This is a genomic window from Salinibacterium sp. TMP30 (assembly GCF_038397785.1).
Lineage (GTDB): Bacteria > Actinomycetota > Actinomycetes > Actinomycetales > Microbacteriaceae > Rhodoglobus.
Genome location: NZ_CP151642.1, coordinates 1,769,523 through 1,785,263 on the forward strand (window position 1 = coordinate 1,769,523; position 15,741 = coordinate 1,785,263).

16 protein-coding genes are annotated in these 15,741 nt (G+C 59.7%); 1 reads left to right on the forward strand and 15 read right to left on the reverse strand.

Features of this window, described 5'->3' with window-relative positions:
* Positions 1-29: 29 nt before the first annotated feature.
* The 7 genes from AADH44_RS08595 to AADH44_RS08625 form a co-directional block, all read right to left on the reverse strand.
* Positions 30-824 carry a F0F1 ATP synthase subunit delta gene (locus AADH44_RS08595; protein ID WP_341952362.1) on the reverse strand — a complete coding sequence of 265 codons (795 nt, stop codon included), beginning with the start codon at positions 822-824 and terminating at the stop codon, positions 30-32.
* Complete coding sequence (locus AADH44_RS08600) at positions 824-1,378, reverse strand: F0F1 ATP synthase subunit B (protein ID WP_341952363.1); 555 nt, start codon at positions 1,376-1,378, stop codon at positions 824-826. The genes AADH44_RS08595 and AADH44_RS08600 overlap by 1 nt, the downstream gene beginning before the upstream one ends.
* A gap of 25 nt (positions 1,379-1,403) precedes the next feature.
* Positions 1,404-1,628: an ATP synthase F0 subunit C gene (atpE, locus tag AADH44_RS08605; RefSeq protein WP_341952364.1), complete on the reverse strand. Its 225-nt coding sequence runs from the start codon at positions 1,626-1,628 to the stop codon at positions 1,404-1,406.
* Between the two features lie 49 nt (positions 1,629-1,677).
* Positions 1,678-2,502, reverse strand: a complete 825-nt coding sequence (gene atpB, locus AADH44_RS08610; RefSeq protein WP_341954971.1) for a F0F1 ATP synthase subunit A — start codon at positions 2,500-2,502, stop codon at positions 1,678-1,680.
* A 116-nt stretch (positions 2,503-2,618) separates the two neighbouring features.
* Entirely contained in the window at positions 2,619-3,068 is a 450-nt protein-coding gene (locus AADH44_RS08615) for a hypothetical protein (RefSeq protein WP_341952365.1), read from the reverse strand.
* Positions 3,065-4,300, reverse strand: a complete 1,236-nt coding sequence (locus tag AADH44_RS08620) for an MraY family glycosyltransferase (protein ID WP_341952367.1) — start codon at positions 4,298-4,300, stop codon at positions 3,065-3,067. The genes AADH44_RS08615 and AADH44_RS08620 overlap by 4 nt, the downstream gene beginning before the upstream one ends.
* The gene (locus AADH44_RS08625; protein WP_341952368.1) at positions 4,291-4,947 is read right to left on the reverse strand and encodes an L-threonylcarbamoyladenylate synthase; all 657 of its coding nucleotides are present in this window, start codon (positions 4,945-4,947) and stop codon (positions 4,291-4,293) included. Before AADH44_RS08625 ends, AADH44_RS08620 begins: the two co-directional genes overlap by 10 nt.
* A 68-nt stretch (positions 4,948-5,015) precedes the next feature.
* Between AADH44_RS08625 and AADH44_RS08630 the strand changes: the two genes are divergently transcribed.
* A complete protein-coding gene (locus AADH44_RS08630; protein WP_341952369.1) occupies positions 5,016-5,630 on the forward strand; it encodes an HAD-IA family hydrolase in 615 nt (204 codons plus the stop codon).
* Between the two features lie 15 nt (positions 5,631-5,645).
* Here AADH44_RS08630 and prmC read toward each other — a convergent pair whose 3' ends face one another.
* The 8 genes from prmC to AADH44_RS08670 form a co-directional block, all read right to left on the reverse strand.
* Positions 5,646-6,518 (reverse strand): peptide chain release factor N(5)-glutamine methyltransferase, encoded by an 873-nt coding sequence (gene prmC, locus AADH44_RS08635; RefSeq protein WP_341952370.1) that lies wholly within the window; start codon positions 6,516-6,518, stop codon positions 5,646-5,648.
* A gap of 8 nt (positions 6,519-6,526) precedes the next feature.
* Positions 6,527-7,606 (reverse strand): peptide chain release factor 1, encoded by a 1,080-nt coding sequence (gene prfA / locus AADH44_RS08640; RefSeq protein WP_341952372.1) that lies wholly within the window; start codon positions 7,604-7,606, stop codon positions 6,527-6,529.
* A gap of 2 nt (positions 7,607-7,608) precedes the next feature.
* Positions 7,609-9,915 (reverse strand): transcription termination factor Rho, encoded by a 2,307-nt coding sequence (gene rho, locus AADH44_RS08645; RefSeq protein WP_341952373.1) that lies wholly within the window; start codon positions 9,913-9,915, stop codon positions 7,609-7,611.
* 131 nt (positions 9,916-10,046) lie between these two features.
* The gene (gene thrB / locus AADH44_RS08650; RefSeq protein WP_341952374.1) at positions 10,047-10,985 is read right to left on the reverse strand and encodes a homoserine kinase; all 939 of its coding nucleotides are present in this window, start codon (positions 10,983-10,985) and stop codon (positions 10,047-10,049) included.
* Positions 10,982-12,073, reverse strand: a complete 1,092-nt coding sequence (thrC, locus tag AADH44_RS08655) for a threonine synthase (protein WP_341952375.1) — start codon at positions 12,071-12,073, stop codon at positions 10,982-10,984. Before thrC ends, thrB begins: the two co-directional genes overlap by 4 nt.
* A gap of 3 nt (positions 12,074-12,076) precedes the next feature.
* Positions 12,077-13,393, reverse strand: a complete 1,317-nt coding sequence (locus AADH44_RS08660; RefSeq protein WP_341952377.1) for a homoserine dehydrogenase — start codon at positions 13,391-13,393, stop codon at positions 12,077-12,079.
* A complete protein-coding gene (lysA, locus tag AADH44_RS08665; protein ID WP_341952378.1) occupies positions 13,390-14,793 on the reverse strand; it encodes a diaminopimelate decarboxylase in 1,404 nt (467 codons plus the stop codon). Before lysA ends, AADH44_RS08660 begins: the two co-directional genes overlap by 4 nt.
* Before the next feature lie 108 nt (positions 14,794-14,901).
* A complete protein-coding gene (locus AADH44_RS08670) occupies positions 14,902-15,741 on the reverse strand; it encodes a DUF2993 domain-containing protein (RefSeq protein ID WP_341952379.1) in 840 nt (279 codons plus the stop codon).

Genomic DNA, 15,741 nt, shown 5'->3' on the forward strand with positions numbered 1-15,741 from the left:
CCTATTCCGTGGAAAGGTCTGCTAACTCGCTAGCCCGCGAGTTGGATCCTGAGGTCGTTGAGCTTGGTGGAGACGCTGCCGTCGATGACTTCGTCACCGATCTGAACGCGTACCCCACCGATGAGCGAGGGGTCAATACGGACGTTGAGCTTGAGCTCACGTTCGTAGTTCTTGGTAAGGCCGGTCCGCAATCGTTCGAGCTGTGCAGCCGTGAGCGGCGCGGCAGTGGTAATCGTCGCGACTGATTGACTTGATTGGTCGGCAACGATATCTGCGGCGGTAGAGATCAGTTCACCGATGCGGCGGCCACGCGGCTGTTGAACGAGCTGGTCGATAATGACGAGGGCCTGTTCTGACGCTTTGCCTGTGAGCAGTTCGTGAATCAGTGCGGACTTCGACTCGGCAGAACCAAGTTTGCTGCCAACGGCGAGTTCGAGTTCAGAGTCTGATGAAACCGTCGTTCCGAAAGCGAACAACTGGTCGTCGATGGAAAGCTTCGCCGGAGCCGACTGAGCGATCAGACGAATTCCGATCTCTTCGATCCCCGCAAGCAAATCGTCAGCGTTCGACCAGCGAGCACTCACGATGGCGGAAAGTACGGTGCGCGCTGAGGCGCTCAGCGACGAGAAAACCGAACCGACTATTGCGGTCTTGTCTTTCGCCGCGGCAGCAGGATCGGCCAAAGCGGAACGCAACTGGGCTGAACTGCCCACAACGCGTCCTGCTTCGAACAGCTCTGCGCCAGTGGCCAGAGAGTTCTTGGCAGTGACCGATGCCACAGCATCTTTCGCTGCGACAAGCGCTTCTCTCGTAGCTGATCCCATTACTTCTTTGCCTTTGCCTTCTCTGAAGCTTCAAGGTCAGCCAAGAACTGGTCGACGAGCGCGGACGACTTCTTGTCGTCAGTCAGGCTTTGCCCAATAACGCCCGACGCAAGATCGATAGCCAGTGAGCCAACCTCGGTGCGAAGCGATACGAGAGCGGCCTGACGTTCTGCCTCGATCGTGGCTTGTGCGTTCGCAGTGATGCGTGCAGCCTCTACCGTTGCCTGCTCTTTGAGCTCGTTGATAATCGCGGTTCCTTCGAGACGTGCCTGTTCGCGAATCTTCGCGGCCTCGGCACGGCCTTCAGCGAGCTGCGTCTTGTAGTGCTCAAGTGCTTCAGCAGCTTCAGCCTGAGCGATCTCAGCCTTCTTGATGCCACCCTCGATGGCGTCGGCGCGACCATCCAGCGTCTTCGTCAAAGCCGGAAGGAACTTCTTCCAGAAGAAGAACAAGATGATAGCGAAGCAAACCGCTGACCAAATAATGTCGTAGCTTGCAGGAAGGAGCGGATTAATTACTTCGCCCTCTGCAGCAGCCAAGAGTGCGCTTTGCATCCCAGCCTCCTCAGTCAGTTAGTGGTTACGGGAATGGGATGAATGCAACAGCGATCGCGATGAACGCGAGCGCCTCGGTGAATGCAATACCCAGGAACATGAGGCCCGTAAGACGGCCCTGAAGTTCTGGCTGGCGCGCAACCGACTCAACAGTCTTACCAACAACGATTCCTACACCGATAGCGGGTCCGATGGTTGCAACACCGAATGCGAGGGGTGCAATGTTTCCAGTCACTTCTGCGACGTTCATTTGTGTTTCCTTCCGTGATTTTCTAATCCAGGCGAGCGCCGGGATCGGTCTAGTGCTCTTCGACCAGCGCGAGCTGGATGTATACGGCGGTCAGGAATGTGAAGACATAGGCCTGAAGTACCGCAACAAGGAGTTCGAAGATCGTGAAGATAAAGCCAAAGGCGAGGGTGCCAATGCTGAAGAGACCAAAGAGGCCACCAGCAGTGAACAAGAAGAACTGCGTTGCAGAGAAGCAGAGCACGAGCAACATGTGGCCCGCGATCATGTTCATGAGGAGTCGAAGCGCAAGAGTTACGGGGCGAAGGATGAACGTGGAAACGAACTCAATCGGCGTAACGATGAGGTACAACGGCCACGGAACGCCTGCCGGGAACAGCGAAGCCTTGAAGAAGTTCATTCCCTGCTTCTTGATGCCCGCGTAGATGAATACAACGTAGGCAACAACGGCCAGTACTAGAGGAACTCCAATTACTGCGGTACCAGCGATGTTGAGCCCGGGGACGATGCCGGTGATATTCATCGCGATAACCATGAAAAACATGGTTGCGAGCAGCGGCATGAATCGCTTGCCCTCTTCTTTGCCGAGCGCTCCGTCAGCGATGTTTGACTGAACGAAACCAACAGCCATTTCGAGCAGGCTCTGCCCGCGGCCCGGGATCATCCTCATGCGACGGGTACCAAGCCAGAACAGCAGGATCAGTACGGCGACCGCAATAAAGCGAACCATCATGATTCGGTTGATCTCGAATGGAGTATCTACGAAGAGGAATCCTGGTGGGACGAACTCGCTAAGCGAAGGACCGGTGAAACCCCCGTCGCCGGATCCGTCATCGGTGGCAAAGGGCGCTAAAAGGTTGAGAGCGTGGTATAACAGCGCTGGCTCCAGAATCGGGGCGTGCAAACACGCGGCGATGAAAGTGGGGGTCTAACGGGTGAAACTCTATCAAGAGATTTACGCTCACGACGAATCTGCAAGCGAATCCGACCAATTTAGTTTGACGCCGAGCTATCTTCGCCGGGTAGCTGGACTCCGGGAACATAGCTTTCGCGAGCGCGCACAAAAGCGAGCACGTCGACGACGAGGCTACCGATCACAGCCGCGAGGATGGAGAAGAAGAACACCAGCGGCTCCAGGAATGGTTGCCCGCGCAGAATAACCAAGATCGCGATGAAGACGACAAACTTGAGCAACCAGACGCCGAGCACAATTCCGAAGAACAGGGTGCTCGAAGGATCCCCTTTCGTTGCACGAGAGGCGAGCACAATGCTGCCAGCGGTGAACCCCATGAACAGCGCCGTGAGACCGGCGCCGATAAGCGCGCTCACCAGTCCGGCGTCGCCCGCAACGAGGAACCCGATAAATGACCCCACCAGCGCAATGGCCACCGTCAGGATGGCACCGTAGGCGAGAGCGCGGCCAAGGATGGCGGAAGACTTCATACGGTGGGTTCCTTTGTGAGGGGCGTTGGTGAGGTGTCGGTGGATGCGGCATCCAAACCGTCGTAGCGTGCATCGTCAGTGGGTGTTTCGAGCGCTTCAGCGCGACGCTGAGCTGCCGCCTCGCGAGCTTTGCGTCGGCTGAGCGGAGCCAGCGTGATCGCAGCACAGCCGGCAAGCCCGACAACGAACATGAGAGCCGCCCAGCGCCACGGCACAAACGTGAATGCCAAAACCCCGACAGACGCAACAAAAGTCCACGCATACAGAATGAGCACCGCGTGCAAGTGGGAGTGCCCCATGTCGAGCAGGCGGTGATGAAGGTGCTTGCGGTCAGCGCTGAAAGGCGACTTGCCGGCACGAAGGCGCCGAATCATCGCGAGCCCGAAATCGAGCAGCGGGATAACGAGCACCGCCACGGGCAGCAGGATGGGGATGAAGGCCGGGAGAAAATCAAGCGTGAACTTGTCGGGCTGGGCCAGGTAGCCGGCATCCACTTGACCGGTCACTGAAATTGCGGATGCTGCCATGAGAAGCCCAACCAGCAGTGCTCCCGCGTCTCCCATAAACATCTTCGCCGGGTGGAAGTTGATCGGCAGGAAGCCGACGCACGCGCCGATAAGGATCGCTGTCGTCAGTGACGCCAAGTTGAAGTACTCGGTCTGGGCTTGCAACTGCAGGAGGTAGGCGTAGACAAAAAAGACACTGTTGGCGATCACCGCGACGCCAGCGACGAGGCCGTCGAGGCCATCAATGAAGTTGACCGCATTCATCACCAGCACGACGGCGAAGATTGTGATGATGAGCGAGACGTAAGGCGACACGATGGTCTGTCCGCCAATGGGCAACGTCGACAGCTGAACGCCCTGCCACGCCAGCACGCCAGCCGCGATAATTTGGCCCGCCAGCTTGGTGAGCCAGTCGAGATCCCAAATGTCGTCCGCAACACCGATCACGACGATGATGAGTGCCGCCCCCAGCAAACCGAGGACTTTACCCGGCTCGTTGAAGATGAGAGAAAAGTTACTGAGGCTTGACGCCACCGCGAACGCCACAAGGATGCCAAAGAACATGGCGACTCCACCCAGCCGAGGCGTGGGTCGTGTGTGTACATCTCGCTGGCGAACCTGCGGGTAGAGCCGGTATTTGAGACTCAACTTGAGCACCAGCAGAGCCAGCGCGTACGTGACGATCGCCGCAATACTCGCGATAAGGAAATAGAAAATTATTCGCATCGATCGGCCCCGATCAATTCACGGATGGCGTCGGCCGAGATGACGCCCTCCCGCACGATGCGCATTTTTCCGCCCTCAACGAGCAAACCTGTGGCATCGACGATGGTTGAGGCTAGCTCCCCGCTCTCACCGTCATCGAGGTACACCGACACCGAATCGCCCAACATTTCTTGGGCCTTCGCCGCAGAACGCGCCGCCGGAAGGCCAGTGCTGTTGGCACTCGAGACCGCAAGCGGCCCCGTCTCAGACAGAAGTTCCAAAGCGATACGGTTCGACGGCATCCGCAATGCGACAGTGCCGTGGGTCTCCCCCAGATCCCAACTCAGCGAAGGCTGCGCGGGCAAAATGATCGTGAGGCCGCCAGGCCAGAACTCGGCGACCAAAGTGCGCACCTCATCGGGCACTGTTGCCGCAAGGGCATCAAGAGTCGGGATGCCGGGAATCAGCACAGGCGGAGGTGACTGGCGCGTTCGCCCTTTGGCATCGATGAGCTTCTGTACAGCCTCGGGCTGGAAAGCATCGGCAGCAACCCCGTAGACCGTGTCGGTCGGGATCACGACGAGGTCGCCGCGGCCAATAGCCACGCGTGCGAGCCGCATCCCGGTAAGAAGCTGAGCGTCGTCTGCGCAATCGTAAAGGTCATCCATGTCCCCAACATGGTACCGGTCGAAACAGTGAAAGACTGAGCACGACTAACAGATAGTGATGGCCAACGATGACGCTGCTTTTCATCTTTGATATGGATGACGTGCTCTATGAGTACGACTGGCGTGCCCGAATGGCCGCAATGAGCGAGCTGACCGGGCTGAGCTTTCTCGAACTGCGCCGCCTCTGGTGGCATGACGACGGCGAATTCGGTGCCGAGGCTGGGCTGTATCCGACCGGTGACGACTACCTCGCCGCGTTCGAGAAGGCGATTGGACAGTCGGTGGATGTTGCCCGCTGGGTAGAGACCAGAGCCGCCGCAATGACGGTGTGGCCCGATTCCCTCGCAGCGGCACAACGCGCTGCCAATCTCGGTCAGGTGACGCTGCTCACCAACAATGGCGCACTTCTTGGTGAGCATTTGCCGACGCTCGCGCCAGAGCTTGTTGAGATTTTCGGGGACCACTTGCGCACCTCAAGCCACTACAAAGCCCGCAAACCCGACCCCGCGGTGTACGAGCGCACGCTTGAGGCCTACGGAGTCGAACCGCAGAATGCATTCTTTGTCGACGACATGCAAGAAAACGTGGAGTCAGCTCAGCGACTCGGGATCACCGGCCACCAGTTTGTTGATTGTGCCGGCCTACACCGGGCGATCGAAGAATTTGCTGAGTCACGCGGGTAACATCGCGGACAAAAGTTAGAGCAGCGCTGTCGTTGCTCGGTCACGACCGAGAAGATCTTTGTGGTGGGCTACCGCGTTCCAGCCGTCCGCTGTGAGCAGCGCGGCAATTGCCGAAGCCTGCTCTTCGCCATGCTCGAGCACAAGAGTGCCGCCTTGGTGAAGCAGACGCTGGGCAGTCGAGGATACGCGACGGACGACATCCAACCCATCTTCTCCGCCGTAGAGCGCCAGAGCGGGGTCGTGAAGCTGAACCTCGAGGTCGCGCGGGATCGCGGCAGCAGGGATGTATGGCGGGTTGGAGATGACGACGTCGACCGTGCCATTGAGCTCGGTGAATGCTTCGTCGAGGTCAGCGTTCACGAGTGTGGCGTTGACGGATCCATAGCGGCGAAAGTTCTCGCTCGTGTACGGCATCGCGTCCGGCGACAGCTCGACGGCGTAGATGCGCGACCGAGGAACCTCCGTGGCCATCGACAGCGCGATCGCACCGCTTCCCGTGCCGAGATCCACACCAATCGGCTCCGGGGTCGCGCTCGCGTTCAAGGCGTCGATCGCGAACTGCACTACGGTCTCTGTCTCTGGACGCGGCACAAAGACGCCTGGCCCTACACTCAGCTCCAAGTTACGGAACGGCGCACTACCGGTGATGTGCTGCAGTGGCTCGCGAGCAGCGCGGCGCCCGAAGAGTTCTCGTGCGTGCGCTTCGAGTTCAGCCGGAACAACTGCACCGGTGACGGCGCGCACGCGAAGTTCACCCCGACTCAGCTCAAGAGCATGAGCGACAAGGATTTCGGCGTCAACCGCCGGACTGGGTACTCCCCCGGCACTCAACAGCTCAGTGCCGCTGCCAATAAGGTCAGCGACACTGATGTTGTACTCGGCAGTCACTGCGTCGCTCAGGAGTCGTTTCCGATCAACGCCAAGCGCGCCTCTTCATCGGCAATGATGCACGATTGGATGACAGGCTCGAGAGCACCACTGATCGCCTGATCGAGGTTGTAGGCCTTGTATCCCGTGCGGTGATCGGCAATACGATTTTCGGGGAAGTTGTAGGTGCGGATGCGCTCGGAACGATCCATCGTGCGGATTTGGCTCTTACGGTATTCGCTTGCCTCGGCATCCGCTTCTTCTTGGTAGCGGGCAAGGATGCGCGCACGCAGCACCCGCATACCAGCTTCGCGGTTTTGCAGTTGCGATTTCTCGTTCTGCATGGCCACGACAATGCCAGTCGGAAGGTGAGTAATGCGAACAGCAGAGTCAGTAGTGTTCACCGACTGGCCACCAGGCCCCGACGAGCGGTAAACGTCGATCTTGAGATCGTTCTGGCTGATCTCAACCTCTTCAGGCTCATCGACCTCAGGGAATACGAGCACCCCAGCAGCGGACGTGTGGATGCGGCCTTGAGACTCAGTGGCGGGCACCCGCTGAACGCGGTGCACTCCACCCTCGTACTTCAAGTGAGCCCAGACGCCCTCAGCCGGATCACTAGACGAACCCTTGATGGCCAACTGCACATCTTTGATTCCGCCAAGGTCGCTCGAGGTCTGCTCGATTATCTCGGTCTTCCACTTTTTAGACTCGGCATAGTGCAAATACATGCGCAGCAGGTCGCCAGCGAAGAGAGCCGATTCGGCCCCACCCTCACCCATTTTGATTTCCATGATGACGTCACGGGAATCGTTGGGGTCACGCGGAATCAGAATGCGGCGAAGCTTCTCTTGAACAGCTTCGAGCTTCTCGGTGAGGCCCGGAATCTCGGCAGCGAACGACTCATCTTCGTCAGCCATTTCAGTGGCTGCCGCTAAGTCATCGGTCAGCTGACGCCACTCGCGGTAGGACGCAACAATGCGCGACAACTCGGCGTAGCGTCGGTTGACTTTTCTTGAGCGGACCGGGTCAGAGTGGAGCTCGGGGTCAGCCAGCTGACCCTCGAGCTCCTCATGCTCGGTCAGCAGCGACTGTACTGACTCGAACATTGTTAGTCCTCTTTTTTGCCGTTGGTGGAAGGAAGCGACTTCTGGATCTGCATGAGGAACTCAACGTTCGAGTTCGTCTCCTTCAGTTTACCCAGCACGATTTCGAGTGCAGCCTGCTGGTCGAGACCAGCCAGCGCACGACGCAAATTCCAGGTGACCTTCACTTCGTCAGCACCGAGAAGCATCTCTTCGCGACGGGTTCCGGAGGCATTGATATCAACCGCAGGGAAGATGCGCTTGTCGGCGAGCTGGCGCGACAGACGCAGTTCCATATTGCCGGTGCCCTTGAACTCTTCGAAGATAACTTCATCCATCTTCGAACCGGTCTCGACGAGTGCAGTAGCGATGATGGTAAGTGAGCCACCCTCTTCAACGTTGCGTGCTGCACCAAAGAAACGCTTCGGTGGGTAGAGCGCAGACGCGTCAACGCCGCCAGAGAGAACGCGACCGGATGCCGGGGCAGTTTGGTTGTAGGCACGGCCAAGGCGAGTGATCGAGTCGAGCAGCACGACAACGTCGTGGCCAAGCTCAACGAGGCGCTTGGCGCGCTCAATCGCAAGCTCTGCAACCGTGGTGTGGTCTTCAGCCGGGCGGTCGAAGGTGGAAGCGATAACTTCACCCTTGACGGTGCGCTGCATGTCGGTGACTTCTTCGGGGCGCTCGTCAACAAGAACAACCATGAGGTGAACCTCGGGGTTGTTCTTGGAGATTGCGTTCGCGATTGACTGCAAGACCTGCGTCTTGCCTGCCTTGGGGGGCGAAACGATCAGACCGCGCTGACCCTTACCGATGGGAGCTGCAAGGTCGATGATGCGAGTCGAGAGCATCGACGGCTCAGTTTCGAGACGCAGACGCTCCTGCGGGTAGAGCGGAGTGAGCTTGCCAAATTCAACGCGGTTCGCCGCCTCTTCAACGGGCAAGCCGTTGATCGAGTCGATTCGCACAATCGCGTTGTACTTCTGGCGGCCCTGGTTGTTGTCGCCCTCGCGCGGTTGGCGGATAGCGCCAACAACAGCGTCACCCTTACGCAGGTTGTACTTCTTGACCTGGCCGAGCGAAACGTACACATCGCTGTTACCCGGCAAGTAGCCAGTAGTGCGGACAAATGCGTAGTTGTCGAGAACGTCAAGGATGCCGGCAACCGGAATCAGTACGTCATCTTCGGTGATCTCGGGCTCGTAGTCGTCGCCCATGTTGCCGCGGCCGCGCTTGCGGTCACGGTAACGGCCGCGGCCTCCGCGCTCGGAATCAGCGTCTCCGCCGCGCGAGTCATCGTTGCTGCCGTTGTTGCTGCCGCGGTTATCGCGGGGTTCGCGGTTCTCGCGAGGTTCATTGCCGCCACCGCTGTTGTTCTGGCGGCGATTGTTGTTCTGACGACCTGAGCCATCACTGTTCTGGCTGTTGCGGTTGCGATTACGGTTGCGATTGCGGCCGGAACCGGACTCACCGTCGGAGCTGTTGTCGCCATCGTTGTCGTTGTCGAAATCGGAATCCGAAGATCCGCGGCCTGAGTTGTTGCCCTTGTCGCTCTTGTCGCCACTGTTGTCGGCGTTATTGTCGCGCTTGTTGGCGTTGTTGTCGCGCTTGTCGCGACCAGAGTTACGAGCACTACCGGCATCGCCAGTAGTCTCCGCGTTGCCACTCTTGTCGGCGTTGCCGTTCTTGCTAGCGTCACTCTGCGAGTTGCCCGACTTGGTCTCGTGTGAAGCGTCAGCCTTGGCATCATCGTTCGGAGCCTCGGCGGTTTCTGCGGCGCGGCTCGAGCTGCGGCGGTTGCGCTTAGGTGCTGCCTCAGCAGCGGGAGCATCGGCTGATGCTGTCGAGTCGGCCGAAGCGTTCGAGCCTGCTGCGGCATCCGACTCGCTTGCTGCGGGTGCAGCGTCGACCTTCTTCTTGCGAGAAGCCGTCTTAGGCTTTTGCGTCGTGGAATCTGTCGACGGTGCGACATCTGTTGCGCCTGCCGTTGCAGATGGAGCGGAGTCGTTCTTCGGTGAAGCCTCCTTCGCAACCTGTGGGGCGCCAGCAGGAGCCTCGGCGCCCGCGATAGCGGCACCATCGGCACTCGTGACACGGCGCGATGCGCGCTTACGTGCCGGAGCTACCTGAGTCTCAGTTGTTGCGGGTACTGATGCGGATGTTTCGGTGTTGCTGTTCTTCTCGTTGATTGCTTCCACGAGATCTCCTTTACGAAGTTTTGATGCACCGGTGATGCCACGTTCGGCTGCCATTGCTTGAAGCTCGGGCAGTCGCAACGCGCTCAGGGCGGTACGGGAATCCACGCTAGATGCGTGGTTATTGACGTCAGTCACTACTTGGGGTTCCTTTCCCCAACCACGCATAAAAGCCGTGGTGGAGAGCTAGCCGCTCACCGGTGTCTACGCGGATGCGCAGGAATCTAATTCGGGGATGCGACGGGTGAAGTGCAACCGGGATGCTACGACTACGCCGTAGCTTCTACCTGGTGCTCGTTCACTGTAGCACCTTTGAAGTCCACAGCTAAGAGGAGGCACTCCCAAGGCGTGGCGGCGTGTTCTTGAACAAGCGCCATGGCCTCAAGGCGTTTAGCCGGATCATCTGCGAGCACAAGAACTGAAGGCCCAGCGCCCGAGACGACTGCGGCGTGGCCGTGTGAGCGCAGCATCCGAATCAGTTCTGTGGTTTGCGGCATTGCGGCTGCGCGGTAGTCCTGGTGCAGGCGGTCGCCCGTGGCTTCGAGTAGCAGTTCGGGGCTCTGGGCGAGCGCCGCGATGAGGAGCGCTGCCCGCGAGACGTTGTAGACCGCGTCAGCGTAGGGCACCATTTCGGGTTGCAGGCTGCGGGCGTGCGCTGTGGAGACTTGGAAGTCGGGAACGCACACCAGGGGAGAGACTCCACGGTGCACGATCAGCTTTTTCGCTTGCGGCCCGGCCTCAGTGCTCCACGCGATCGTGAGACCGCCCAAAAGGGCTGGCGCGACGTTGTCGGGGTGCCCCTCTAACTCGGTGGCGAGCACGAGGAGGGTTGCGGCATCCATCTCGACGATTCCCTCAAGCAACCCTTTGGCCGCCATGACTCCCGAGACAATCGCTGCCGCCGACGAGCCAAGCCCAGCCCCGTGCGGAATCACATTGTTGGCCTGCACATGAAGCGCAGGCAGCTGCTGATGGAAGTGCGTAAAGCAGTGCTGAATCGCCTGAATTACCAGGTTAGATTCGTCGGTTGCAACGATTCCTGCACCGACCCCCGTGACGTCGATCGTGACGCCCGCGCCTTCCACCGCAGAAACGATGAGCTCGTCATAGTGCGAGAGAGCCAACCCAAGCGTGTCGAAGCCAGGCCCAAGGTTTGCGGAGGTCGCCGGCACGCGCACAACGACGCTGCGACCGACCAGCGAGGTCATGCCTTGGCCAACCCCAACACGCTGGCAACCTCTGCAGTATCGACAGGAACAATTTTCGGTGTGATGTCGTCGCCGCTGGCCGTCTTGAGCGCCCACTGCGGGTCTTTCAAGCCGTGCCCGGTAACCGTGAGCACGACCGTTGATCCGCGCGGAATCTGGCCGGCTTCGGCGCGTTCCAACAGACCAGCAACACTGATTGCGGATGCCGGCTCCACAAAGATGCCGACCTCGGCCGACAGAATGCGCTGAGCTTCAAGAATCTTGGCATCACTGATAGCACCGAAGTAGCCGTCAGAAACCTTGTGCGCTTCGGTAGCGAGATGCCACGACGCCGGGTTGCCGATACGGATGGCGCTGGCGATGGTTTCGGGGTGCTTCACGACCTCGCCGCGCACGATCGGTGCGCTGCCCTCGGCCTGGAAGCCGAACATGCGGGGCAGCTTGGTCGTGGCCGAGCGTGCGAGTTCTTCACTGTAGCCACGGAAGTATGCGGTGTAGTTTCCTGCATTGCCCACGGGCACGATGTGGAAGTCTGGCGCGTCACCCAAGACCTCAACGACCTCGAATGCCGCCGTCTTCTGGCCCTCGATGCGGTCGGGGTTGACCGAGTTCACGAGGTGCACGGGGTAGTTGTCAGCGAGATCCCGAGCGATGTCGAGGCAGTCATCGAAGTTGCCCTGCACCTGAATGAGCTCACCATTGTGGGCGATGGCCTGGCTGAGCTTGCCCATCGCGATCTTTCCCTCGGGAACGAGAACAGCAGCCGTAATCCCGGCGTGGGCTGCGTAGGCCGCCGCCGAAGCAGAAGTGTTACCGGTAGACGCACAGATAACCGCCTTGGCGCCATGCTCGACAGCTTTGGAGATTGCCATCGTCATGCCGCGGTCCTTAAACGAACCGGTCGGGTTCATTCCCTCAAACTTGACCCAGACATTGGCACCGGTGCGCTGAGACAGGGCACCGGCGGGAATCAACGGTGTTCCGCCCTCCCCCAGGGTGATGATGGGAGTGGCATCCGTGATGTTCAGACGGTCTGCATACTCGCGAAGAACGCCTCGCCACTGCCGATTCCTAATTTCGCTACCCACTGGTTACAGCCCCTCAACTCTCAAAACGGACACAACTTCACGCACAACCGCATTCTCGGCCAGCGCGGCCACCGTAGCGGCAAGCGACTCATCTGTTGCCTCATGCGTCACAGTAATGAGGGTAGCGCTTGGCACACCCTCCGTTACTGCGCCGACGGTCTGGCTGACCGCCTCCACCGAGACCTGGTGATCGCTAAAGACTGCGGCGATGGTCGCGAGCACTCCTGGCTCATCCACAACCGTCAACGTGATCTGGTAGCGCGTCATTACGCTCGAGATCGGCAAAATGCGAAGGTTGGCGTGAGTCGACTCCGCAACACCCGGCCCGCCGATGACATGGCGACGCGCAGCGGACACCACATCGCCAAGAACTGCGGATGCCGTCTCGAGCCCCCCAGCGCCTGCACCATAGAACATGAGGCTTCCTGCAGCCTCGGCCTCAACGAATACTGCATTGTTGGCACCGTGCACCGCCGCGAGGGGGTGAGTCAGCGGAACCAACGCAGGGTGTACACGTGTGCTGACGCCATCGATGCCGCTCGCCGCATCCACGACTCGCTCGCAAATTGCGAGAAGTTTGACGACATAGCCAGCCTTGCGCGCGGCGACAACCTGCTCTGCCGTGATGCTCGTGATTCCCTCACGGTGCACAGTGTCGAGTGGCACGCGAGTGTGGAACGCCAAGCTCGACAGGAGCGAGGCCTTCTGTGCTGCGTCATAGCCTTCGATGTCGGCGGTGGGGTCGGCTTCAGCGTACCCGAGGCGGGTTGCCTCAGCGAGGGCATCGTCGAAACTATCTCCCGTGGCATCCATGCGGTCAAGAATGTAGTTGGTGGTGCCGTTGACGATTCCAAGGATGCGCTGCACTCGGTCGCCAGCAAGGCTGTCGCGAAGCGGGCGAATGATCGGGATTGCTCCCGCAACTGCCGCTTCGTAGTAGAGTTGTGCGCCAACCTGTGCCGCTTCTTCAAAGAGTTCAGCACCGTGGTGGGCCAGCAGCGCCTTGTTTGCCGTGATCACGTCGGCGCCGGAATGCAGCGCTTTGAGGATCCAGGTGCGAGCGGGCTCAAGCCCACCGATGAGTTCGATGACGATGTCTGCACCGACGATAAGCGACTCTGCGTCGGTCGTCAGCAGGTCTTTCGGGATGTCGGTATCGCGCGGTGCGTCGAGGTCGCGCACAGCGACGCCAACGACTTCGAGCCCAGCACCGGCACGCGCTGCAAGCTCATCAGCGTGCTCAAGCAGCAGTGCGGTGACCTGTGATCCGACGCTACCTCCGCCTAAAACTGCGACACGAAGGTTGCGGTATTCGATCATTTATAGTCTCCCGATGGTGTGATTCCCGCGTCGCGGCTGAGTAGGTCGTCTTCGGTTTCGCCACGCACAATGATGTGGGCTCTTCCTTCACGTACGGCGACGACTGGCGGCCGCGCGAGATAGTTGTAATTGTTGGACATCGCCCAACCGTAGGCGCCCGTTGCCGGCACAGCGATCACATCGCCGGCCTCAACGTCCCCGGGCAAATACTCGGCACGAACGACAATATCGCCGGCCTCGCAGTGTTTGCCTGCAATACGCACGAGCGCCGGGTCTGCCTGCGAAATCCGGTTGGCGATGCGGGCAGAATAGTCAGCCCCATACAGTGCCGTGCGCAGGTTGTCGCTCATGCCGCCATCGACGCTGACATACTTGCGCACGGCCTCGCCGTCGACGAGGACATCTTTGATGGTTCCCGCCGTGTACAGGGTGGTCGTCGACGGGCCGATAATGGAGCGGCCAGGCTCGATAGCAATCAGCGGAACCTCAATGCCGAGGCGGGTGCACTCCGCTTCAACAATCGACGCAAGCGATGCGGCAAGCGCGGCAACCGGCAGAGCCTCATCAGCTGAGGTGTACGCGATACCGAAACCGCCGCCCAAATTCAGCTCAGGCACTGGGGCCTCAGCCGACAGACGCGCGTGCAACTCAAGCAACCGTCTCGCCGCCTCAGCGAAACCCGCAGTGTCAAAAATTTGCGACCCAATATGCGAATGGATGCCCACAAAATCCAACGAAGAATGGGAGCGAATCTGCGCCACCACAGCTTCAGCCTCCGCCAGCGGAATACCAAACTTCTGATCTTCGCGCGCCGTCGCAAGATACTCATGGGTTGATGCGTGAACCCCGCTATTGATGCGCAACCGCACCCGCTGGGTTCGACCGTGCCGTGACGCGGCTTCAGCAACCCGACCGATTTCGACGACACTGTCGATAACGATGGGGCCGATGCCCGCGCGCACGGCACGGTCGATCTCGGAAAGACTCTTGTTGTTGCCGTGAAATCCCAGCCGTGACGCATCAACGCCGGCTGCGAGCGCAACCGCCATCTCGCCTGCTGACGCCACATCAATGTTGAGGCCGGCGGCCGTCATCCAGCGGGCAACTTCGGTGCAGAGGAACGCTTTGCCCGCGTAGTACACCTTCACGCTGGAGCCGATGCGAGCAAACTCACTCTCGAACGTGCTTTTGATTTCGGTGGCGCGAGCAATCGCATCCGCCTCATCGATCACGTAAACGGGCGTGCCAAAGTCGCGCACGAGCGCGGTGGTGGTGACGCCTGCAATCTCCAATTCGCCGGTTTCTGTGCGCACCGCATTGTGCGACCACACGGTCGATGGCAAAGAGTTTGCCTCAGCGGGAGCGTCAAGCCACTCGGGCGCCAGCGGGTTCGCGAACACAGTCGCACCTCACAGAGATGTAGACGAAAAACGGCGGATTGTGTCCGCACGGGCGTTGGGGATGCTGACCACTCTAACGGCAGTCGCGGCTAGCGCTGAATCGAGTTACTACTCAGAGCACTCGCCATATTGTTGCCACTGGTCGCCGCCAAGCGCGATGTCGTCTGCGCTGAGCTCGATGACCAGGTCTGAGCCCTCAACCGCGACCGAATCGATCGTTAACGCAGCGGGCATCGACGATGCGACGCAGAACTTTTGCGAATTGAGCAAGTCGCCGGCCAGGCCAGAAACTAGTGCGTTGTTGCGTAAGTCGGCGACCGAAATCTTTTGATCACCGAGGACGACGGATTGCGGTTCGAAAGCAACCGAATCTCCGGCGGCCACCGGCAAAAGATCCAGTGCCACCGGAATACGAATGAACAGAAGCTGGAAGATCGTTGACACACGAATGGCCGAGTCTTTCAGCTCGATTGAGTCAAGTTCGAGCCCACTCAATGTGCCCGCGAGCTTGTTAATTTCGTCGCTCGGAATAGAGACCTCCATCGAGAAGGTTTTCAGAGGAACTGACGCAAGCAGCGGCACCTCAGTAGCGACGACATGAGCGGATGCTTCGAGCCCGTTTACCTCAACACGATCGAGGTCCACCGTGACTACATCGATTCCGCCGGTGAGTGCTTGAAGCACCAGCGAGCCCGAACCGAGGTCTACGGCGACACCGTCCGCCGAATCGACGCCGAGTGAGGTTGCGATTTCATCGCGCACGAGCGTCTCAGCAGCGGCACGACCGACAGTCTCGACAAGAACTACACCGACAATCAGGATGACCGCAAACATTCCGCCGGCAATCCACCAGCCCCTACGCCCGGGGCGTCGCTTATCGCTCGAGCGCTGGGCCTTCGGCTCAGTGTCGAGAACGAGCTTGACCGTGGGCTGTTCGTCGTTAGCCAC